General features: G+C 61.6%; 19 protein-coding genes. 10 read left to right on the top strand and 9 right to left on the bottom strand.

From position 1 onward, the window contains the following. Positions 1 to 35: 35 nt before the first annotated feature. On the bottom strand, positions 36 to 1,391 hold the full coding sequence (gene pmbA, locus C1949_RS13855; protein WP_104739069.1) for a metalloprotease PmbA: 1,356 nt from the start codon (positions 1,389 to 1,391) through the stop codon (positions 36 to 38). Between the two features lie 136 nt (positions 1,392 to 1,527). Between pmbA and yjgA the strand changes: the two genes are divergently transcribed. The 3 genes from yjgA (at position 1,528) to egtB (ending at position 4,356) form a co-directional block, all read left to right on the top strand. Beyond that, positions 1,528 to 2,058 carry a ribosome biogenesis factor YjgA gene (yjgA, locus tag C1949_RS13850; protein WP_104739068.1) on the top strand — a complete coding sequence of 177 codons (531 nt, stop codon included), beginning with the start codon at positions 1,528 to 1,530 and terminating at the stop codon, positions 2,056 to 2,058. A gap of 109 nt (positions 2,059 to 2,167) precedes the next feature. Then, positions 2,168 to 3,148: an L-histidine N(alpha)-methyltransferase gene (gene egtD, locus C1949_RS13845; protein ID WP_104739067.1), complete on the top strand. Its 981-nt coding sequence runs from the start codon at positions 2,168 to 2,170 to the stop codon at positions 3,146 to 3,148. Then, positions 3,145 to 4,356 carry an ergothioneine biosynthesis protein EgtB gene (gene egtB / locus C1949_RS13840; RefSeq protein WP_104739066.1) on the top strand — a complete coding sequence of 404 codons (1,212 nt, stop codon included), beginning with the start codon at positions 3,145 to 3,147 and terminating at the stop codon, positions 4,354 to 4,356. Before egtD ends, egtB begins: the two co-directional genes overlap by 4 nt. 69 nt (positions 4,357 to 4,425) lie before the next feature. Here egtB and C1949_RS13835 read toward each other — a convergent pair whose 3' ends face one another. The 8 genes from C1949_RS13835 to bioB all read right to left on the bottom strand — a co-directional run bounded on the left by C1949_RS13835 (position 4,426) and on the right by bioB (position 12,064). Further along, positions 4,426 to 6,231, bottom strand: a complete 1,806-nt coding sequence (locus C1949_RS13835; RefSeq protein WP_104739065.1) for a phenylacyl-CoA dehydrogenase — start codon at positions 6,229 to 6,231, stop codon at positions 4,426 to 4,428. Positions 6,232 to 6,424: 193 nt separating this feature from the next. Next, entirely contained in the window at positions 6,425 to 7,162 is a 738-nt protein-coding gene (locus C1949_RS13830) for a putative metalloprotease CJM1_0395 family protein (RefSeq protein ID WP_104739064.1), read from the bottom strand. A 33-nt stretch (positions 7,163 to 7,195) separates the two neighbouring features. Beyond that, positions 7,196 to 7,504: a hypothetical protein gene (locus C1949_RS13825; RefSeq protein ID WP_104739063.1), complete on the bottom strand. Its 309-nt coding sequence runs from the start codon at positions 7,502 to 7,504 to the stop codon at positions 7,196 to 7,198. A 74-nt stretch (positions 7,505 to 7,578) separates the two neighbouring features. Next, complete coding sequence (gene bioD, locus C1949_RS13820) at positions 7,579 to 8,259, bottom strand: dethiobiotin synthase (RefSeq protein WP_104739062.1); 681 nt, start codon at positions 8,257 to 8,259, stop codon at positions 7,579 to 7,581. 10 nt (positions 8,260 to 8,269) lie between these two features. Then, a complete protein-coding gene (gene bioC / locus C1949_RS13815) occupies positions 8,270 to 9,064 on the bottom strand; it encodes a malonyl-ACP O-methyltransferase BioC (RefSeq protein ID WP_104739061.1) in 795 nt (264 codons plus the stop codon). Continuing rightward, positions 9,061 to 9,774: an alpha/beta fold hydrolase gene (locus C1949_RS13810; protein ID WP_170063080.1), complete on the bottom strand. Its 714-nt coding sequence runs from the start codon at positions 9,772 to 9,774 to the stop codon at positions 9,061 to 9,063. Before C1949_RS13810 ends, bioC begins: the two co-directional genes overlap by 4 nt. Then, entirely contained in the window at positions 9,767 to 10,933 is a 1,167-nt protein-coding gene (bioF, locus tag C1949_RS13805; RefSeq protein WP_104739059.1) for an 8-amino-7-oxononanoate synthase, read from the bottom strand. The genes C1949_RS13810 and bioF overlap by 8 nt, the downstream gene beginning before the upstream one ends. A gap of 87 nt (positions 10,934 to 11,020) precedes the next feature. After that, positions 11,021 to 12,064 (bottom strand): biotin synthase BioB, encoded by a 1,044-nt coding sequence (bioB, locus tag C1949_RS13800; protein ID WP_104739058.1) that lies wholly within the window; start codon positions 12,062 to 12,064, stop codon positions 11,021 to 11,023. 175 nt (positions 12,065 to 12,239) lie between these two features. On the opposite strand from bioB, the gene C1949_RS13795 reads away from it, so the two are divergent. From C1949_RS13795 to rhlB, 7 genes are all read left to right on the top strand, one after another. Next, entirely contained in the window at positions 12,240 to 12,872 is a 633-nt protein-coding gene (locus C1949_RS13795) for a ComF family protein (RefSeq protein WP_229744416.1), read from the top strand. An 83-nt stretch (positions 12,873 to 12,955) separates the two neighbouring features. Then, entirely contained in the window at positions 12,956 to 13,933 is a 978-nt protein-coding gene (locus tag C1949_RS13790; RefSeq protein ID WP_104739074.1) for a serine/threonine protein kinase, read from the top strand. A gap of 87 nt (positions 13,934 to 14,020) precedes the next feature. Next, positions 14,021 to 15,823, top strand: a complete 1,803-nt coding sequence (locus tag C1949_RS13785) for an acyl-CoA dehydrogenase (protein ID WP_104739056.1) — start codon at positions 14,021 to 14,023, stop codon at positions 15,821 to 15,823. A gap of 162 nt (positions 15,824 to 15,985) precedes the next feature. Beyond that, positions 15,986 to 19,399 carry a mechanosensitive channel MscK gene (mscK, locus tag C1949_RS13780; protein ID WP_104739055.1) on the top strand — a complete coding sequence of 1,138 codons (3,414 nt, stop codon included), beginning with the start codon at positions 15,986 to 15,988 and terminating at the stop codon, positions 19,397 to 19,399. An 81-nt stretch (positions 19,400 to 19,480) separates the two neighbouring features. Continuing rightward, complete coding sequence (gene efpL / locus C1949_RS13775) at positions 19,481 to 20,047, top strand: elongation factor P-like protein EfpL (protein WP_104739054.1); 567 nt, start codon at positions 19,481 to 19,483, stop codon at positions 20,045 to 20,047. A gap of 111 nt (positions 20,048 to 20,158) precedes the next feature. After that, positions 20,159 to 20,815, top strand: coding sequence for an alpha/beta hydrolase (locus tag C1949_RS13770; RefSeq protein ID WP_104739053.1), 657 nt, complete (start codon positions 20,159 to 20,161; stop codon positions 20,813 to 20,815). Between the two features lie 121 nt (positions 20,816 to 20,936). Further along, a complete protein-coding gene (gene rhlB, locus C1949_RS13765) occupies positions 20,937 to 22,466 on the top strand; it encodes an ATP-dependent RNA helicase RhlB (protein WP_104739052.1) in 1,530 nt (509 codons plus the stop codon). Positions 22,467 to 22,791: the final 325 nt, after the last annotated feature.

The raw sequence follows: 22,791 nt of genomic DNA, 5'->3' as shown, positions 1-22,791 counted from the left end.
TGCAGCTTGCGGCTTGCAGCTGACGGTGGGGGGCGCTACGCGCCCCCCACCGTCATCCCATCCACCAGCCAACTGCCGGTCAGGTAGTTGCCACGGCGCTCAACGTCGTTGCCAACGCAACGCAGGTTGGCATACATATCCTTCAGATTACCGGCGATGGTGATCTCACTGACCGGATACTGAATTTCGCCATTCTCGACCCAGAACCCGCCAGCACCGCGCGAATAATCCCCGGTCACCCCGTTCACGCCCTGCCCCATCAGCTCAGTCACCAGCAGACCGGTACCCATTTCCTTGAGCAGTGCATCAAGGTTGCCCGCGTTACTGGTGACCTGCAGGTTATGAACACCACCGGCGTTAGCGGTACTGGGCAGCTGGAGCTTGCGACCCGAGTAGGTGCTCAACAACCAGCTGACCAACTCGCCATCTGCAATAAACGCCTGCTCGCGTGTCTGCAGGCCGTCACCATCGAAGGCTGAACTGCCGAGCCCCTGTTTCAGGTACGGAGCCTCACGCATGGTCATCCAGCTCGGGAAGATCGGCTGCCCCAGGGCATCGAGCAAAAACGTGGACTGGCGATATACCGCACCGCCTGATATGGCACCAAACAGATGCCCAACCAGACCTGCGGCTTGGTCCGCGGCAAATAGCACTGGCACCTTGGCGGTCTTGACCGTACGAGGGTTCAGCCGCGACAGCGTCCGCTCCCCCGCCTTGCGTCCAACGGCCTGCTCACTCGGCAGACGACCCGGCACGCGATCAACCGCATACCAGTAATCCCGCTGCATGCCCTGCTCGGACGAGACGATCATGACCGCTGCACTACTATGCCGACTGCCAAACGCACTGCCGATAAAGCCATGACTGTTGCCGTAGACGCGGCAACCCTGCTGAGTGCTGATCTGCGCACTGTCAGTCACCAGCCTGGCGTCGACGGCCAGGGCGGCCTGCTCCAACTCCAACGCCCGATCAATCGCCTGCTCGGCAGACAGCGCCCACGGATGGAACAGATCAAGGTCCGGCAACTCGGTGGCCATCAGCTCGGCATCAGCCAACCCCGAGCACGGATCCTCGGAGGCATGTCGGGCAATTGCCAGCGCTGTCTCAACCGCGCGTTGAATAGCGGCGTCAGAGGTATCGGAGGTACTGACCGAGCCCTTGCGCTGGCCGGCATACAGGGTAATGGCGAAGCCTTGGTCGCGATTAAACTCGACCGTCTCGACCTCTCCACTGCGCACACTGACTGACAGACCGGTACTCTGGCTGACAGCTACCTCACTGGCGCTAGCGCCCTGTCGGCGCGCCTCGTCAACGATAAAGGCGACGCGTTGCTCCAGCGCCTGCTGCAGGACTTCAGGTTTCTCGGCTACGCTGATCGTATTCGCGCTCATATCACCTCCGGATCAAGCAACCATTGTAGCGAGGTTGCGCAACCGGAAACCACCATGGATTGGCCGCGGCCGGCGCTAAGCAGGTATCATTGCCCCCCGGCCAACGCTGGCGCGACCATCTCCAGACAGGATCACCATGACCGAGTTTCACGACGACGAATCCCTCGACCCCGTTGATGAGGGCAAGAGCAAAACCCAGATCAAACGGGAGATGGACGCCCTGCAGGAGATGGGCAAGCGCCTACTGGCACTTAAACCCGACCAGTTGGCCAAGCTGGAGCTGACAGACAAGCTGCGCCTGGCGCTCGCCGAGGCCAGTCGGCACACCGCACGCGGCGCCCTGAAACGCCATATGAGCTTTGTCGGCAAACTGATGCGCGATCAGGATATTGAGCAAATCCAGACCTATCTGGATCTGTTTGACAGCAGCAGCGCAGCTCACAACCAGCACTTTCACCAAATCGAACGCTGGCGCGACCGGCTGCTGACCGGTCGCGCGGACGAACTGGAGCTATTCATGCTGGCCTATCCCGACGCGGATCGTCAGCACCTGCGCCAACTCGTTCGGCAGGCTGCCAGGGAAGTCGAGCAGAACAAGCCGCCAGCCGCTGCGCGCAAGCTGTTCAAGGCTATCCGCGTACTGGCCGACAACGCCAAGGGACTGTGATAACGGCGCGGTAGCGGGTCACAACTCAGGGCCTGACTGGACGGTCATTTTGGCCGTATGCGCAACCCACTGCTAGGTTTTAACTTTAACCTGCAGAGGATGACGCCACGTGAGCCTTGCTCTTGACCTGCCCAGACTCGAATCCACCCTGCGCCTTCCGGTTCAGGATGAGCGCCAACAGCTTCTGCAGGGACTGCTGCAGCCAACCGCACGCATCGACTCAAAGTACTTCTACGACGAGCGCGGCTGCGAACTGTTTACCGACATCTGTCGCCTCGACGAGTATTACCCTACCCGCACCGAGGCGCAGATTTTCTCGGACAACCGTGAGGCTATCGCCGCCCAGCTGCCAGACACCCCGCAGTGGGTCGATCTCGGCTGCGGCGACTGCAACAAGACACGGCAATGGCTGGACGCGGTCGACCCGGCGCGAGTGGTTGGTGTCGACATCGCCGGAGAGTTCCTGCAAAGCTCGATAGCCGCTGTTGCTCAACAGCACCCTCAGCTGGAGTGCGTCGGCGTGGTCAGCGACTTCACCCAACACCTCGAGTTGCACGATTTGCTGGCTGAGCGCCCCAACAATCCACCGGTCTTCTTCTACCCGGGCTCGTCCATCGGCAATTTCGAACCCCGCGCCGCCATGCACTTTATCAGACGTATAAGAGCCCATTGCGGGGAACAGGGGCGACTGCTGATTGGTGCCGACCTGCTCAAGCCTCGCGCCATCCTGGAAGCAGCCTATGATGATGCCAGCGGCGTTACCGCCGCGTTCAACCTGAACATCCTCAACGTCGTCAACCAGGAACTGGATGCCGACTTCCGACCCGAGCTCTTTCACCACTGGGCCCGGTTCGACGATGAACATCGCCGCATCGAAATGCGACTGGTGGCCCGAGAACGGCACAGCGTGCGCCTGGCCCGACACACTCGCCGCCACTTCGAAGCCGGTGAGCACATCGTGACGGAGTATTCCCACAAGTACAGTGCGGATGAGTTTCGCGCCCTGCTCGCTGCCAGCGGCCTGCGTTGCACCCATTACTGGACTGACGCGCAGGACTGGTTCGGCGTCTTCCTGGCGGAGCCAGCATGAACGGGACGAGCAGCCAGACGACGGCCAGCGGACTTGCGCTCGACTACGCCCGAGTCCGAGCCTATTCACTGGAGCTGGTCCGCGGGCTCAGCGCCGAAGACTGTCAGCTTCAGTCCATGAACGATGCCAGCCCGCTGAAATGGCACCTGGCCCATACCACCTGGTTCTTTGAAACCTTCGTTCTCGCCGCGTTGCCCGAGCCGCCCCCGGCCATTGATCCGGCCTACAAGGTACTGTTCAACTCCTACTACGTCGGCATTGGCGAACGCCATCAACGCGCCGAGCGCGGTCTATTATCGCGGCCGACGCTGGAAGAAGTGCTCCACTACCGCCAGCGGATTGACCAGTTGATGCAGCAGGTACTGAGCGACGCCAGCCAGCGTCACAGCCTCGCCGCACTGGTAACCCTCGGCCTGCAGCACGAACAACAGCATCAGGAACTGATGCTGACGGATCTGAAGCATCATTTTTCCTGCAACCCGCTTATGCCCGCCTGGCGGACAAACGCACCTGAACAACGCTCCGCTATTGCCACTGAGCCTTACCCCTATCGGGAGTTCACCGGCGGTCTGTGCGAGATCGGCGCGTCCGACGCCAGCTTCAGCTATGACAACGAAGGCCCCTGCCACCGCGTCTGGCTGGAACCCTTCCTGCTGGGTGAGCGTAATGTCAGCAACGCCGACTACATGGCCTTTATCGCAGACGGCGGCTACCAGCGTCCGGAGCTATGGCTGTCCGATGGCTGGGACTGGGTCAACCAGCGACAGGCACGGGCCCCCTTGTACTGGCAGCAGACAGCAGATGAACCGCGGCACGCCTTCACCCTGGCTGGCCGGCAAGCGCTCAACCTTGAGGCGCCGGTCTGCCATATCAACCTGTATGAAGCGGATGCCTACGCACGCTGGGCTGGGGCACGACTGCCTACAGAAGCCGAGTGGGAGCACGCAGCCTGCAACGCACCGGATCTCGCCGGGCTGTTTGGCGAGGTTTGGCAATGGACCAACAGCGCCTATTTGCCTTACCCCGGTTACCAACCGGCGGCGGGTGCCGTCGGTGAATACAATGGCAAGTTCATGACCAACCAGATGGTGCTGCGCGGCAGCTCCTGCGCTACCCCTCAAGGGCACAGCCGGCCCTCCTACCGCAACTTCTTTCCAGCTGCTGCGCAGTGGCAGTTCAGCGGGCTGCGCCTGGCGCGTAATCCCTGAGTACCCGGCACAAAAAAGGCCGCCCCGTTACCGGGGCGGCCTTCTTACTGGCAGCAACGCGTCGCTGAATCAGTAACCCAGCGCGAAGTTGTCAGCATCCATTTCCATCAGGTTGTCCGCACCGGACAGGATCGCCTCAACGTGAGTGCGAACGCGCGGCAGGATACGCTGATAGTAGAAACGGGCAGTCTGCAGCTTGGCCTTGTAGAAGCCCTCTTCCGCAGTACCTGCGGCCAGCTTCTCGGCAGCAAGACGCGCCATGTCAGCCCAGAAGTAGGCCAGGCAAGCGTAACCGCTGTACATCAGATAATCCACAGACGCGGCGCCGACCATTTCGCGGTCTTTCATCGCGGCCATGCCGATCTTCATGGTCAGCTCACCCCATTCCTTGTTCAGCGCAGCCAGCGGCGCGACAAACTCGGCGATGGCTTCGTTGCCTTCGTTGTTCTGGCAGAACTTGTGCACGATCTTGGTGAAGCCCTTCAGCGCTTCGCCCTGGGTCATCAGAACCTTGCGACCCAGCAGGTCGAGCGCCTGAATACCGGTAGTGCCTTCGTACAGCATGGAGATACGGGCGTCACGCACGTTCTGCTCCATGCCCCACTCGGCGATAAAGCCGTGGCCACCGTAGATCTGCACACCGTGGTTGGCCGCTTCAAAACCAACTTCGGTCATGAACGCCTTGGCGATCGGCGTCAGGAAGGCCAGCATGGCGTCAGCCTGCTTCTTCTGCTCGGCATCCTGGCTGTTCTTCAGAATGTCGACCTGCTTGGCAGTGAAGTACACCATGGCGCGGTTACCTTCGGTGAACGCCTTCATGGTCAGCAGCATACGACGTACGTCCGGATGGACGATGATCGGATCAGCCGGCTTCTCCGGTGCCTTGTTGCCGGTCAGCGAACGCATCTGCAGACGCTCACGGGCGTACTGGATACCGCCCTGGAAGGCGATTTCGCTGTGTGCCAGGCCCTGCAGCGCAGTACCCAGACGCGCGGTGTTCATAAAGGTGAACATGGCATTCAGGCCCTTGTTCGGCTCGCCGATCAGGTAGCCGGTGGCGCCATCGAAGTTCATCACGCAGGTAGCGTTGCCGTGGATGCCCATCTTGTGCTCGAGCGAACCACAGGTGACACCGTTGCGCTCACCTTTCTCGCCATCGGCGTTAACCAGGAACTTGGGCACGATGAACAGGGAGATGCCCTTGGTGCCGGCAGGCGCATCGGGCAGACGAGCCAGCACGATGTGGATGATGTTCTCCGACATGTCGTGCTCGCCGGAAGAGATGAAAATCTTGGTGCCGGATACCTTGTAGGTACCATCAGCCTGCGGCTCGGCCTTGGTGCGCAGCATGCCCAGGTCGGTACCACAGTGCGGCTCGGTCAGACACATGGTGCCAGTCCATTCGCCAGATACCAGCTTGGGCAGGTAGGTGTGCTTCTGCTCATCGGTACCATGGGCATCCAGGGTGTTCATGCAGCCATGCGACAGACCCGGGTACATGCCCCAGGACCAGTTGGCCTGACCGACCATCTCGCTGATAGCCAGACCCAGAGACTCGGGCAGACCCTGACCGCCGTGATCAATGTTGTGGGCCAGGCTCGGCCAGCCGCCTTCAACGTACTGCTGGTAGGCTTCCTTGAAGCCGGTCGGGGTAGTCACACCCTCAGGGCTCCAGGTACAGCCTTCGGTGTCACCAACGCGGTTCAGCGGTGCAATCACCTGCTCACAGAATTTCGCACCCTCTTCCAGAATGGCATTAACCATATCCGGAGTAGCGTCTTCGCAGCCGGGCAGGCTCTGATAGTGCTCTTCATAACCCAGGAGTTCATCGCGGACGAAACGAATGTCACGCAGGGGAGCCTTGTAATCGGGCATGGTACTGGACCTCAAGTATTGATCAGTATGCACGGGCAGCCGAGGCTGCGGTTTTGAGCTGATGGCCAGCTCGAATTCAAACAGACGTTTGAAACATACGTTTACGCCCAGGCATTGTCAACCCCCGCATGAATGCCACGGTATCAACAGCAATGAGTATAAAAGCGAAGCGTTTGTATACTGCTGGCTAAGCTCAGGCCTGCGCGCGCACCGCAGATTCCGGGTTGCCTGCAGCGATGCTGCGATAGAGAGACAAGTCCGCGCTGGGGGCATCACCTGCTGAACTGGCGTCCGCCTGCTCTTCGTCAGCCGCGGTAGCGGCGACCGAGCCCTTGTCGTCAGCCGTATCAGATGACGTGGATGCCACTTCAGCCCTTGCCTGAGCAATCAGTTGGGCGGCCTGCGCAGCAATCGAGCGATCCTGCGCAGAGGGCTCTGCCGGCGCCAGCGCCGCGCGGCGCACCTGCTCCATCTTTTCGATGGTTGCCTGCGGATCACCGGGAACCGGGCCGGTATCAATAGGTACCTCGCCACCCACCGCATACATGCGACCGTCAGGGCCACGCTGGTAGGTAAAGGATGCAGAGCCTGCATGTTGACCACCAACCGACATGTGCGCCTGTTCGTGCGTACGCACCTCACGATCACGGGCGGCAAGATCCCTGATTTCGCTCTGCTCGGACTGCGCCAGCTCCGCTTCAACCTTGGCAAGCCTCGAACGCTTGCTGCGCTCGGCTTCAGCCAACTCGGTGTCGCGAGAGGTATCAGAGGGGGCCGTTCCAACCGCCGCTTCGCCGGCTTGCTCTATCGGCGCAAAGCGGGTGTTGGCCTCAGCGGGCGGAACGTTATCATTGACCGCAATGGAACGCGCAGTCTGCGTAGTAACTGCGGAGGGGATATAGCTACTGTAACTGCTGCCGACAGGGGTCATCTGGGTGCAACATGCCGGTGAGCCTGATCAGGCTCAGGCGGTGACATCCAGCAAGGTACCAAGCACTTCGTCAGCCGTGTCGATCACCGACGCGCCGACCTCAGCCTCCTGGCGGCCTTGTTGCAACTCGACCAGACTGTCGACCAAGTTCACCGGGCGAGCGGTTTCTACCGGCGCAGAAGCGGCTGCTTGTCCGGTTGCAGGTTGAGCCGGCTGAGCGGTGCCTGCTGCCGGGTCGACTGGCAGCGCAGCACGGGCGATGTCAGACGCCGCACCGCTGATGCGGTTCTGGCCCTGACGCACACTGGTCAGGCCAGCGGAAATCAAGTCAAGGGTAGCCATGGCATGGTCTCTGGATAGATTGACACCCACATTCAAGCACAGACGGGGCCGCGCGCCCAGCACCGCTGGTCGCGTCAGACCAGCGGCGTCACATCCAGATACCGGGCCACAGAAGCCGCGTCAGCAGCTTCCAGCCAGGGTACGACGCCCAGACATGGCGCGTTGATCAGTTGCTTGAGGGTAGCCAGATTTTCTTCCGGCCGACTCATTTCCGGATCAACTTGGTTGGCGACCCAGCCCGCCAGTTCCAGCCCGTCAGCGACGATGGCGCGGCAACTAAGCAGGGCGTGGTTGATGCAGCCCAGGCGCATACCCACCACCAGCACCACTGGCAGCTTTTGGGCAACGGCAACATCCGACAGTAGCTCGGTAGCGTTGAGCGGCACACACCACCCTCCCGCGCCTTCCACCAGGGTCAGATCCGCACTACGTGCGAACACCGTCTCGCAAGCACCGGCCAGCCCCTGCGCCGAGAGTGCGACCTGCTCCTCTTGTGCTGCAATGTGCGGAGCAATGGCCGCTTCCAGCGTGACCGGGTTTATCAGTTCATAGGCCAGCGGCGGATTGCACTGGGCCTGCAGCGCGAGCGCGTCTTCGTTGCGCAGCCCGTCAGCCGTCCGCTCGCAACCTGCAGCAACCGGTTTTACCCCAGCCGTGGTCAGACCGCGCTGACGCGCGGCGCAAAGCAGACCAGCCGCGACGGTGGTCTTGCCAATTTCAGTATCGGTACCGGTGACGAAGTAGCGTTTGCTCATGAGGGTTCCTTCAGGCCTGGTGGCCTTTATGCAGAATGATCTGGGCGACCTGATAGGTCGCCGGCAAACCCGCCGACTGGCGGAAGGATTCATAGGCAGAGGTCAACGCCCGCAATCTGGCCCGCCCGGTCAACCCACCCGGCCGGCCCGCGTTCAGGTTGTGAGCGCCGAGTGCTTTCAGCTCATGGGTCAGGGCGCTGAGCTGCGGATAGTGCAGTACGTGGGTTTCGACCTCGCAGGACCAATGGGTGAAACCAGCGCTGGCAAGAATCTGCTGCAATTGTGCCAACGGCATAAAACGATTGACGTGCACGTAGCCATCGACCGCTTGCCAGGCATCGCGCAGCTCCTGCAGCGTGCCGTCAACCAGTGTGTTGAAGACCATGTGCCCGCCCGCCTGCAACACCCGATGGGCTTCACGCAGCGCCTGCCCCAGGTCAGGACACCACTGCAACGCCAGGCTGGAAAACAACAACTGCTGGGAGTCCGAACGCAAAGGCAAGGCCTCGGCATCAGCCGTTACCCACGCACAAGAAGCCGGCCCCTGGCTGCGAGCGTAGCGCAGCATGCCCTCGGCGATGTCCAGCCCCAGCACCGGCTGCTGAAAGCGCGCGTTCAGCGCACGGGTGAAATACCCGGTACCACACCCCAGATCGACAAGACGCTCTGCCTGCAGGTCCTTAGGCAAGCGCTCCAACAAATTGGTGCCGACGCTACGCTGCAGCTCGGCGACCTGATCATAGGTTGTTGCCGCCCGACTGAAGGAGGCGGCGACGGCCTGCTTGTCGATCACCTCGGCGGTCATTGCGCTTCCAGCCACTCGGCGATTTCACTCGCCAGCCAGAGAGGCGCTTCCAGCGGCAGCGCGTGGCTAGCCTGCGGCAATACCCTGACCTGCGCTTTGTCGTTAAGCGTCTGCAGGTCTGACTCGACGGCTGCTGGCACCAGCGCGTCGTTACCACCGAGGCAATGCAGTACCGGCTGAGCGCAGCGCTGCAACGGAATTCGGTTATCAATGACGCCGAGCAGTGCCAGTTGGTTAAGCCGCTGCAGCGGGTCCGCATCACTCCACTGCAATTGCTTACTCAGCTCCCGGGCATTTTCGCTGCCTTGTGTGACCAGCAGGGAAAAACGCTTGAGGATACGCTCGGGGTGCTCACGGGCATCCCCGAGGAAAGCCTTGAAGGTATCGACCGGCATTGCCTGTGGCCAGCTGTCGCGCGCGGCAAAGCAGGCATTGCTGGCGATGGTGATGACGCCACAAAAGCGCTCGGGGAAACGCCGCTGCAGCTGCACCGCCAGCATGCCGCCGAGCGACCAGCCGGCCAGCCAGCCCGCAGGCAGTGCCTCGGCCAGCGCCGTCAGATCGGGTTCCAGCGTCGACATCTGCAATCGCGGCGGCAGCTCCGCCAGTTGAACGGTCAGCGAGGGGAGCCGCTCCTGCAGCGCCTGCTGTAACGGTCGCAGGTTGTCCGCGGACAGCGCCCAACCAGGCAGCAAAGTAAGGTTATTCATCATTCAGTTCCTTGTGCGCCTGCCCAAGCGCATAGAGCAGGCGATCAACCTGTTGTTCGGTGTGGGCGGCGCTGAGGGTAACACGCAGTCTGGCAGTACCCTGCGGCACGGTCGGCGGGCGAATGGCGGTCACCAACAGGCCACGCGCGCGCAGCGCAGCCGACAGCGCCAGTGCACGCTCGCTGCTGCCGACCACAATCGGCTGGATCGGCGTTGGGCTGTCCATCAGTTCCAGCCCGAGCGCACTCACGCCTGCCCGAAAACGACGGATCAGCACAGCGAGATGGTCACGGCGCCAGTGTTCTTCGCGCACCAGCTGCAGGCTGGTCAATGTGGCATGGGCAACGGCGGGTGGCTGGCTGGTGGTATAGATGTAGGGACGGGCAAACTGAATCAGCGATTCGATCAACGCCTCACTGCCGGCGACAAAGGCGCCCGCGGTGCCGAACGCCTTGCCCAGGGTGCCGACCAGCACCGGCACCTGCTCAGTCGACAAGCCGAAGTGCTCAACGATGCCCCCACCCTGTGCGCCCAGACAGCCGAAACCGTGGGCGTCGTCCACCATCGTCCAGGCCTGCGCCGCCGTCGCCTCGGCGCACAGCGCTGGCAGATCAGCCAGATCACCATCCATGCTGAACACGCCATCGGTGACCACCAGCGTATTACCCTGGGCCTTGCTCAATCGGCCGCGCAGACTGCCGGCATCGTTATGCAGATACCGCGAGAAGCGCGCGCCACTGAGCAGACCGGCATCCAGCAGCGAGGCGTGATTGAGCCGATCCTCCAGTACCGTATCACCCTGCCCCACCAGCGCCGTGACCGTCCCCATATTGGCCATGTAGCCGCAGGACATCAGCAGGGCCCGTGGCCGACCGGTGAAGTCAGCCAGCGCATCTTCCAGCGCGTGATGAGCAGCCGAATGGCCAGTTACCAGATGGGACGCACCGCCACCCGTCCCCCAACGACGCACACCATCGACGAACGCCTCGTTGATGCGCGGATCGTTGGCAAGGCCAAGATAGTCGTTACTGCAAAAGCTGAGCAATTGCTCGCCATCAACCTGCACCTCGACGCCTTGCGGCGTCTGCAGCAGTGGCCGTTGACGGTAGAGGTGCGCGGCGCGGCGTTCAGTGAGGCGTGCAGAAAGGTCGAAAGACATAAAAAAGCTCCAAGCGGCAAGCTGCAAGCTTCAAGCCACATCAGCGCTCGCTTGAGGCTTGCAGCTTATGGCTTGAGGCTGCCGTCGTCAGACGGCCGAATAAAACAGCTTGCTGTCCCGCTGCTCGACCAGCGCCTGCTCAATCGCCGCCTGATGCACCTCGTCCGCGTGCTCTTCGCGTTCTTCAGGCTTGATGCCGAGACGGGCGAACAGTTGCATGTCCTTGTCGGCCTGCGGGTTGCCGGTAGTCAGCAGCTTCTCACCGTAGAAGATGGAATTGGCGCCGGCGAAGAAGGCAAGCGACTGCATCTGCTCGTTCATCTGCTCGCGACCGGCAGACAGCCGCACATGCGACTTCGGCATCATAATCCGAGCGACCGCCAGCATGCGGATAAAGTCGAAGGGATCAACGTCCTGCTCCTCGGCCAGCGGCGTACCTTGAACCTTGACCAACATATTGATCGGCACGCTCTCCGGGTGCTCCGGCAGGTTGGCCAGCTGAATGAGCAGACCGGCTCGGTCTTTCAGCGACTCACCCATGCCAAGGATGCCGCCCGAGCAGATCTTCATACCCGCATCGCGCACGTGCGACAGGGTTTCCAGCCGGTCGGCGTAGGTCCGGGTGGTGATGATGTTGCCGTAGAACTCGGGCGAGGTATCGAGGTTGTGGTTGTAGTAGTCCAGCCCTGCCTCAGCCAACGCCTCGGTCTGTTCCTTGCTCAGCTTGCCCAGGGTCATGCAGGTTTCCATGCCCAGCGCCTTGACGCCCTCGACCATCTTCAAAACGTACGGCATGTCCTTGGCGGACGGGTGTTTCCAGGCAGCGCCCATGCAGAAGCGGGTGGAACCAATGGCCTTGGCGTCGGCGGCCGCCTTGAGCACCTTCTCGACCTCCATCAGCTTTTCCTTGTCCAGCCCGGTGTTGTAATGACCGGACTGCGGGCAGTACTTGCAGTCTTCCGGGCAGGCGCCAGTTTTGATCGACAGCAGCGTGGAGACCTGCACCCGGTTGGGGTCGAAGTGCGTGCGATGCACCGTCTGTGCTTGAAATAACAGATCGTTGAACGGCTGATTGAACAGCTCCAGCACTTCTGCCAGAGTCCAGTCGTGGCGGGTCACGGATGCAGTCATGGGGTCTTGTCCCTTCGAATTGGCAGGGGAACCGGGCGGGTTCCAAGTCTGCCGAGCATCATAACGACGGCACGGAGGCTGTCAACCATTGAAAACACCGAAGGTTTACAAGTGGACAAAAAACAACCTATTCGCGCAATGCATACTTTGTCTTGGTGCCAACCCACAACCTGGCATGCAACTGTGCGCCGGCTGTGAGGCTGACCTGCCCTGGCAACAGGCCTGCTGCCAGCGCTGCGCCCTGCCATTGCCGCAAGCGGCCGCGCAGTGTGGGCGCTGCCTCAAAGCACCGCCGCCGTTCAGCCATGCGTTGGCTCCACTGATCTACCGCTTCCCGGTCGACAGCTTGATACCCGCCTTCAAGTATCACGACCAGACAACCATCGGCCGACTGCTTGGCCAGTTGCTCGCCGAGGCAGCAGCAGACTGGTTGCAGCAGGACATCGCGCCCTGCCCCGACCTGCTGCTGCCGGTGCCGATGCACCGCAAGCGACAGGCGCAGCGTGGCTACAACCAGGCTTACGAGCTGGCCCGCGATGTTGCTGCGCGGACAAACCTGAGCTGTCGCCCCGACCTACTTGAACGCACCCAGGCCACCCTGCCACAGCAGGGGCTGGACGCCAAAGCTCGGCGCCAGAATCTGCGCGGTGCTTTCAGTTGCCCTGAACCCGGGCAACTGCAGAACCGACATCTGGCACTGATCGATGATGTTATGACTACCGGGGTCACCCTCGGAGAGGCCAGCCGCACGCTGCTTAGAGCAGGAGCCGCCTCGGTTCAGGTCTGGTGCGTCGCGCGCACGCCCTGAAACCCGTCTGTAACAAGCGATTCCACGGCCAACACCTGCTACCCTGTGCGGTCCAACCACGCTTTGCCGCCGAGTCGATCGCCATGTCCAGCCACCCCTTTTCCACCCTCACGCCCGACACCGTCCTGGACGCGGTCGAGTCGCTTGGCTACCTGTCGGACGCTCGCATCCTGACCCTGAACAGCTACGAGAACCGGGTATTCCAGGTTGGCATCGAAGACGCCGCACCGCTGATCGCCAAGTTCTATCGGCCAGGCCGCTGGAGCGACGCGGCGATTCTTGAAGAGCACGCCTTCAGCCTGGAACTGGCTGAACGCGAGATCCCGGTGATTGCCCCCGAGCAGATCGACGGCCGCACGCTGTTCGAGCATGCCGGGTTTCGCTTCAGCCTGTTCCGCCGGTTTGGTGGCCACGCCCCCGAGTTCGACGATCCCGATCATCTGCTGATGCTCGGCCGGCTGATCGGCCGTCTGCATGCGGTCGGCTCAATGCGCCCATTCGAGCACCGACCGACCCTCGACTGGCAAAGCTTCGGCGGCGACAGCCTGGATTACCTGCGCAGCGCCAATGTCGTCCCTGCCAGCCTGCAACCCGCCTACTTCTCGGTCGCCGAAGACCTGCTGCAGGTGGTCAAACATCAGCTGGAAGCGCATCCGGCCAAGCAGATTCGCCTGCACGGCGATCTGCACGTGGGCAACCTGCTGTGGCGCGACGACAGCCTGTATATGGTCGACCTGGATGACTGCCGCATGGGCCCGGCGATGCAGGATTTGTGGATGGTGCTGTCCGGCGAACGCGATCAGCGTCAGGCGCAGCTCTCCGAACTGATCGACGGCTACAACGAGTTCCACGATTTCAACCCGTCCGAGTTGGCCTTGATCGAGCCCCTGCGCAGCCTGCGACTCGTGCACTACAGCGCCTGGCTGGCACGCCGCTGGGAAGATCCTGCCTTTCCCATGCACTTCCCCTGGTTCGCCCAGGAGCGTTACTGGGCCGACCAGATCCTGACGCTGCGCGAGCAGCGCGCGGCGCTGGACGAACCTGCGCTTCGCCTGTTCTGATTTGCGCATATCAAGGGCATCAATGGCCGTTCCCTGACTGAAACCGACTCAATACACTGCCCCGCGATTCCTATAGAGGTAAGAACTATGTCCGAACTGCTGATTGACCAACGCAACCTGGCGTTTGAACTCTATGAAGTGCTCGACGCCGAGGCGCTGACCGAGCGCCCGCGCTTTGCCGACCACAACCGCGAAACCTTCGACGCGGCCATCGGCACCGCCCGTACCATTGCGGAAAAGCTGTTCGCACCGCACAACCGCAAGAATGACGAGAACGAGCCGAAGTATGTCAACGGCGCGGCCGAGCTGATCCCGGAAGTCAAACCGGCGGTCGATGCCTTCCTCGAAGCGGGCTTTCTGAACGCGACCCGCACCTTTGAGCAAGGCGGCATGCAAATGCCGAATCTGCTGTCGCAGGCCTGCTTCGCCCACTTCCAGTCGGCCAACGCAGCGACCTCGTCCTACGCGATGCTGACCATGGGTGCGGCCAACCTGATCGAGAGCTTCGGCACCGAAGAGCAGAAAGAGCGCTACCTGCAGCCGATGATCGAAGGCCGTTTCTTTGGCACCATGGCACTGACCGAACCGCACGCTGGCTCCTCGCTGTCCGACATTCGCACCAAGGCCGAACCGGCCAGTGACGGCAGCTATCGCCTCAAAGGCAACAAGATCTTCATCTCCGGCGGCGATCACCCGCTGTCCGAGAACATCGTCCACATGGTCCTGGCCAAGCTGCCCGACGCACCGCCCGGCGTCAAAGGCATCTCGCTGTTCATCGTGCCCAAGTTCCTGGTCAACGAAGACGGTTCCCTCGGCGAGCGCAACGATGTGGCCCTGGCCGGCCTGTTCCACAAGATGGGCTGGCGCGGCACGACGTCCACCGCGCTGAACTTCGGTGACAAAGACAACTGCGTCGGCTATCTGGTCGGCAAGCCGCACCACGGCCTGTCCTACATGTTCCAGATGATGAACGAGGCCCGGATCGGCGTCGGCATGGGCGCGGTAATGCTCGGCTACGCCGGCTACCTGTACTCGCTGAACTACGCCCGCGAGCGCCCGCAGGGCCGCCTGCCTGACGGCAAGAACCCGAGCGCGCCGCAGGTCTCGATCATCGAGCATGCCGACGTCAAGCGCATGCTGCTGGCCCAAAAGTCCTACGTTGAAGGCGCGTTTGACCTGGGGCTTTACGCCGCCCGTCTGTTCGACGACACCGAAACCCTGGAAACCGAAGAGCAGCGCAAGACCGCACTTGAGCTGCTGGACCTGCTGACCCCGATCGTCAAGGCCTGGCCGTCCGACTACTGCCTCAAGGCCAACGAACTGGCGATTCAGATCCTCGGTGGCCACGGCTATACCCGTGAGTACCCGGTGGAGCAGTTCTACCGCGACAACCGTCTGAACCCGATCCACGAAGGCACCAACGGCATCCAGTCGCTCGACCTGCTGGCCCGCAAGGTGACCATGAACGGTGGCGCCGCGCTCAAGCAACTATCCGGCCTGATTCAGAGCTGCTGCAAGCGTGCTGCCGAATACAGCGAGCTGAACGATCTGCGCGAGCCGCTGGAAAAACTGCACGCGCACATCGGCAGCGTCACCATGACGCTGCTGGGTGACATGGGTCAGGGCAAGGTCAACGAGGCACTGGCCAACTCGGCGCTCTACCTCAAGGCGTTCGGTCACATGGTCATCGGCTGGCGCTGGCTGGAGCAGGCTGTCAAGGCTCAACAGGGCCTGGCTGCCGGCAACGACGCAGACACCGCGTTCTATCAGGGCAAGCTGCAGGCCGCCCGCTACTTCCTGCGCTGGGAAGTGCCGTCCTGCCACCACGACCTGAACGTGTTGGAAAACCGCGACCTGACCTGCTACGACATGCAGGACGCCTGGTTCTGATCGATCTGTGACCTCCCTGCCGCTCGCGGCATCCCAGCAGGCCACCTTCGGGTGGCCTGCTGCGTTTGGGCCTGCGGGAACCCGGAAGTGGCAGCGTGGTCAGCTTCCCAATCGGCAGCAGGAGGGCTAACCTTGCGCACAGACTCATTCAGGAACATCACCATGCCGCTACGTGCGATCGTGCTTCTGAGCTGTCTGCTGCTCAGCTCGTTGAGCTGGGCTCAGGATAACCAGCAGACCGGCGATCTGGATCAACGGATTGAAAGCCTCACTGCGGAGATCGACAGCACCAACAACAGCAATATGCAGGAAGCGGAAAAGCGCGAACTGAGCGATCTGCAACAGAATACTCTGGGTTTTCTGAGGCAGACCCGGCAGACCCTGGATGAACAACAGGCCCTACAAGAGCAAATCGCCGAAGCCCCACGCCAGACCCAAAGCGTGCGTGCCGAGCATAACCGGCTGGCAAAGAAGGACGACAGCCTGCAACGCGCGGCACTGGAGCGCCAGTCACTGGATCAGTTGGAAACCCTGCTCAGCGACAAGGTCAACCAGATGTTCACCTGGCAGAATGAGCTGACCGGCGTCAATGGCCAGTTGATCGCCGCTCAGACCCGGCCGGAGCGCACCCAAGCCAGCGTGTCCGAGAATCAGCGCCGCAGTCAGCAACTGAATGATCAGCTGCGCACCCAGCAACGCCTGGCCCCTACCACCCTCACCCGAGCCCGCATTGCCCTGCTGCAGTCGGAACTGGAATACCTCAGCGCCGACAGCGAACTGCTGCGCCAGCGGCTGGCCGGCAACAACGTATTGCAGGACCTGGCCACCCAGCAGAAGAACCTGCTGACGCTGCAGATTCGGGAAATTGAAGACGATATCAAGCTGCTGCAAACCGTCATCAATGACAAACGTCAGTCGGTATCCGAGAAGGCCGTCAGCGACGCCACCCTGCCGGAGGAAGCAAGTCAGAACAAGGTGCTGCAGGGCCAGAGCAGCATCAACCGCCAGTTGAGCGAGGAACTGCTGAACGCGACCAGACAGATTGGTGTGCTGACTCGCCAGAACATCGAGACCAAACAACAGACTGAGCACCTGACACAGATCGACAAGGCGCTGGAGCAACAGATCGAGGTGCTGGAAGGCAGCCTGCTGCTGTCGCGCATCCTGCACCAACAGAAGAACGAACTGCCCCGGGTGGAGGTAGACAAGGACCTGCCCAACCAGATTGCCGACTTGCGCCTGCGCCAGTTCGAGCTCAACCAACAGGCACAGAACCTGGCCAGCCCAGACGCCTACCTTAACGAACTGCTGCTGCAAATCCCGGTCCGCCAGCGCGATACGCTACGCCCGGAACTGGAGAAGATGGTCAACGCCCGGGTCAACCTGGTCGAGCAGCTTAACGGCAATATCAACAGCCTGATCAATCTGGCCATTACCCTGCAGATCAACCAGCGCCAGCTGCAGCAACTGAGCAGCGACCTTAAACGGACCATCGACGATCAGCTGTTCTGGGTTGCCAGCAGCCGCCCCATCGAACGCAGCTGGCTGACCAGCCTGCCCAAGGAAGTTGCCCGCCAGGTCAACAGCATGAACCTACCCCGCCAGTGGGACAATCTGTTTGACGCTGCCAAGCGCCACCTCCCCTGGTGTCTGGGCACACTGCTGTTGCTGGCGCTGTACCTCTGGCGCCGACCACGACTGCGCAGCAGCCTCAATACGCTGCATGACGAGGTAGGCCATTTTCGCCGTGACAGCCAATGGCACACCCCGCGCGCGCTCCTGCTGACCGCGCTGCTGGTCAGCCCGATGCCCGCGCTACTGGCTGGAGCCGGCCTGCTGCTGCGCCTCGATAGCCAGCAAAGTGCTCCGGCACTGGGTATCGGCCTGCTCAAGCTGGCGTTGGCCTGGTTCGTCCTGCACATGCTGTACCGGGTGTTCGATCCGCATGGTGTCGCGACCCGCCACTTCCATTGGGACGACGATCTGGTTCACCGGCTGCGCAAACTGGTACGCAATGTGGCCTGGATTCTGATGCCACTCGTCTTGATGCTCGGCTTGCATGGCTCCATGCCCGACTACAGCGGTACCGACCCGATCGGGCGCACCGGCATGCTGGTCGGCATGGTGGCGCTATCACTGCTGCTGGGGCGCTTCCTGCTACGCAGTCAGCCGCTATACAGCTCCCGCGTGGTGCACTCTGTCGCCACCGCTCTGTTGATCATCGCACCGCTGGCCCTGGCAGGCATGACAGCAATGGGTTACCACTACACGGCGGTCAAGCTGGCCGAGCGCTTTATCGACAGCCTTTATCTGATTGTGCTCTGGATGCTGGTCGAGGGTACCGTCGTGCGCAACCTGAACGTTGCCGGGCGGCGACTGGCCTACCAGCGCGCCATCAGCAAACGTCAGGCCGCGCAGGCACGCGAAGGGCAAAGCGACACCGAGGTAGCCGTCGAGATCCCGGAAATGAACCTGCAGCAGATCAATCAACAGTCGCTGCGGCTGGCCAAGCTGACCCTGCTGCTGGCTTTTGGTATTGCCCTCTACTTCACCTGGGCCGACCTGATCAGTGCCACCTCCTATCTCGAGTCCGTCACCCTATGGCACTACGAAGGCACGGGCTTGAATGCCGGCGAAGCCGTACCGATCAGCGTCGGCGATATTCTCGGCGCACTGGTTACTATCGTCCTGACCATCACCCTGGCGCGAAACCTGCCAGGTCTGCTTGAGATCCTGGTGCTCTCACGCATGCAACTGCGTCAGGGCAGCAGCTACGCTATTACCACCCTGCTGAGCTATGTCATCGTCGGCTTTGGCTTGGTGTCCTCGCTGTCGACCCTTGGCGTCAGCTGGGACAAACTGCAATGGCTGGTCGCCGCGCTCGGTGTTGGTTTGGGTTTTGGCTTGCAGGAGATCTTCGCCAACTTCATTTCCGGCCTGATCATCCTGTTTGAACGCCCAGTGCGCATTGGTGACGTGGTCACCCTCGGCAATCTGTCCGGCACCATCAATCGAATCCGGATTAGGGCAACGACGATTACCGACTTTGACCGCAAAGAAATCATCGTCCCGAACAAGAACTTCGTGACCGAACAGATCGTCAACTGGTCGCTGCAGGACACCATTACCCGGGTCATCATCAAGGTCGGGGTTGCCTATGGTTCGGACGTCAAGCTGGTTCGGGAGTTGCTGATGCAAATTGCCCAATCCAACAGCAGGGTCCTGAAGGACCCTGAACCGCTGGTGTTTTTCCTCAACTTTGGCGAAAGCACCCTGGATCACGAGCTGCGCGTGCATGTGAAGGAACTGGCCGATCGCAACATGGCTATCGACGAGATCAACCGCGAGATTGACCGCCAGTTCAAAGAGCACGGTATCGAGATCGCCTTCCGCCAGTTGGACGTCAACCTGCGCAACAGCGAGGGCCTGGAGAAGCTGGTGCACAGCTACCGCATCGAAGGCAATCCGGGGGCCGAGCCGTTATCCTCTCCGGCCACGGGCACCAGCGCTGATCCAATCACACCGGCCGATCAGGAAGGAACCGACAACACGCCTGACGCCCCGTCGGACCGCTGACCACGGGGCCTGTAGCCGCTTGCTCACGGGCCGCGGCTGCGGGCAGAATAGCGCCTCTTTTCATCCCCTGAGTACGCCGTCATGCCCAAAGCTGCCGAACTGAAAAAAGGCCATATCGTCCAGATCAACAACCAGCCGTATATCGTCAGCCAGATCGAGGTGAAGAGCCCGTCCTCGCGCAGCGGCACCACCCTGTACAAAGTCCGTTTCAACCACGTACAGACCAAGCAGAAACTCGACCAGAGCTTTACCGGTGACGACATCCTGACCTTCATCGACTTCCAGAAGCGCCCGGTTCAGTTCCTCTATCTGGATGCCGACGGTTACACCTTCATGGATAACGAAGACTTCGCCCAGTTCACCCTGACAGCCGACCAGTTGGAAGACCAACTGCCCTACCTGCACGACGGGATCGAAGGTCTGTATGGCCTGCTGGTCGAAGGCAATCTGGTCGGTATCGAACTGCCTGCAGTAGTAGAAATGGCCATCGAGGAAACGCCGCCAGCCATCAAGGGCTCCTCCGCCAGCGCACGCACCAAGACTGCGCGCTTTGCCACCGGACTGGAAATCCAGATTCCCGAGTACCTGGAAACCGGCGAAGTGCTGCGCATCAATACTGAGTCCGGCAAGTTCATGTCCCGCGCCTGAGTACCCAGCTCGCCTGCAGCCCGCCAGCCGACGGGCTGCACTTGCGCTTGGTATTAGCCCCGCGCAGCAGTATAAAGGGCGTCCAAATTCGCTTTCCTGCAAGGAGCCCGCATGTCACCGCACATCATCGAACCCGCCTCGCCCGCCACTCGCAGCGTTATCTGGCTGCACGGTCTGGGCGCCGACTGCTACGATTTTGTGCCGGTGGTTGGAGCCCTGCAGCTGCCCGCTGATCACGGCATCCGCTTCATCTTTCCGCAGGCCCCGACCCGCCCGGTGACCATCAACGGCGGTTTCCCGATGCCCTGCTGGTACGACATCCTCGGTATGTCACCGGCCCGCGCCATCAATCAGGCACACCTTGATGAAGCCGTCGCACTGGTGCGCCAGTTGATCGACGAACAGTGTGCACAGGGCATCGCGCTGGAAAACATCATTCTGGCTGGCTTCTCCCAAGGCGGCGCGGTTGTACTCTGCACCGCCGTCAGCAGCGAGCTGCCGCTCGGCGGTGTGATGGCGCTGTCGACCTACGGGCCCGGCCTTGAGCAGCTGTTGCAGCAGCACCCCATGCAGCATCCGCTGGAGCTGTTCTGCGCCCACGGCCGGTTTGATGAGGTACTGCCGCTGGCCATGGGCCGCGAAGCCCACGACCTGATGCAGAACGCAGGCCACCAAACGCGCTGGTTCGAATACCCGATGGGCCATGAGGTCTGCATGGACGAGATTGCCGACATCCGCCACTGGCTGGTCGAGCGCCTCGGCCTCTGAGCTGTGTCGCGCCTCGACGCGCCGGTCACAGCTGTTCAAAAAACAACCGCAAGGCTTCGCGAACGCGCGGCCTTGCTTTACACTGCCTGATCTTTAATTTCCATGTAGTCGAGAGAAGCCTGTGCTCAAAGCACTGAAAAAGCTGATTAGCAAGACAGAAGAGCCGGCGCCGCAAGCGGCCGACACCAGCCCCAACCAGGCGGCACCCACTCCTGCTGCCAAGCAGAATGAAGGCGGTAATCGCGAACGCAAGCCACGTAACCGTGACCGCAAGCGTCCAGCCAAACCACCGGCGGCCCCGGTCAAGCCCTGGAGCATCAGTGACTTTCAGGTGCCACCGGCCGAGGGTAAAACCCGCTTCCACGATTTCCCGCTGCCTGACAGCCTGATGCGCGCCATTCAGGACCAGGGCTTCAGTTACTGCACCCCGATTCAGGCCGCCGTACTGGGCAGCACCCTGCGCGGACACGACGCTATCGGCCGGGCTCAGACCGGCACAGGCAAGACGGCCGCCTTCCTGGTGTCGACCATTACCCAGTTGCTGGAAACACCGCCGCCGGACGAGCGCTTCATGGGTGAGCCTCGGGCGCTGATCATCGCCCCAACCCGCGAACTGGTGATGCAGATCGCCAGTGACGCCGAAGGACTGACCAAGCATTGCCCGCTGAACGTCATGACCTTCGTCGGCGGCATGGACATCGACAAGCAGCTCAAGCAACTGGAACAACGCTACTGCGACATTCTGGTTGCCACCCCGGGCCGGCTGCTCGATTTCTGCAACCGCGGCGAAGTCCACCTCGATCTGCTTGAAGTGCTGATCCTCGACGAAGCCGACCGCATGCTGGACATGGGCTTCATCCCGCAGGTACGCCAGATCATTCGCCAGACCCCGCGTAAGGGCGACCGTCAAACGCTGCTGTTCTCCGCCACCTTCAGCGACGACGTGATGAACCTCGCTCGCCAGTGGACACACGAACCCGCGGTCGTCGAGATCGAGCCAGAACGCCCAGCCTCCGAGAACGTGACCCAGAAAGTCTACGCCGTCAGCGGCCGCGACAAGTACAAGGTGCTCTACAACCTGATCACTCAGCTGGAACTGGACCGGGTAATGGTCTTTGCCAACCGCAAGGACGAAGTGCGCCGGGTGCAAGAGCGCCTGATGCGTGACGGTATCAATGCCGCCCAGCTGTCCGGCGATGTGCCGCAACAAAAGCGCGTGCGTACGCTGGAGAACTTCAAGAGCGGCAAGCTGAAGGTGCTGGTAGCAACCGACGTCGCGGGCCGGGGTATCCACATTGATGGCATCAGCCATGTGGTGAATTACACCCTGCCGGAAGACCCGGAAGATTACGTCCACCGCATCGGTCGCACCGGCCGTGCCGGCGCCAAGGGCACCTCCATCAGCCTGGCGGGTGAAGACGATGCCTTCCAGGTACCGCCGATCGAAGAGCTGCTGGGCAACAAGCTGGAGTGCATTCCGCCGGAAGAACGCTTCCTCAAGCCGGTCCCCAAGCGCGAGCAAAGTACGGAAGAAAAAGCCGCTACTGACGCCAATGAAGCGGAGCAGGCTGCGGCCGCAGCTGCAGCTCGTCGGCGCTCCGCAGGCAGCAATAGCCGCCGCGGCGGTGGTCGTCCACAGGGTCGCCACTGACCTGACTCAGGTTGCGGCTCGACAGAGCCGCAACCTGCCCAAACCCTTGAAAAACTGACCATTTGGGCAAAAAAAAAACGGCCACTTTCCAGTGACCGGGCTCATGACTATATCGCGCTTTTTTCTCCTCTGCCCAGCCCCTTTGATCAATTTTCGAGTTTTTTTGCCTTAAGCATTTTCCGCGCTTGTGAAGGTCATTCTGTTTGCGTTATACGTCGATCAACCGGTCCACGCCGTCGTGGTGATCCCTTGATACCCGAGTGCTGTGCGAGCCGGCCCAGTGGACTGCCAGGCGCAGCCGATGCTGCCTGATACAGTCGCGTCA

It is taken from the genome of Halopseudomonas oceani, from assembly GCF_002903165.1.
Taxonomy (GTDB): Bacteria; Pseudomonadota; Gammaproteobacteria; order Pseudomonadales; family Pseudomonadaceae; genus Halopseudomonas; species Halopseudomonas oceani.
This window is presented reverse-complemented; position numbering and strand designations above follow the sequence as displayed.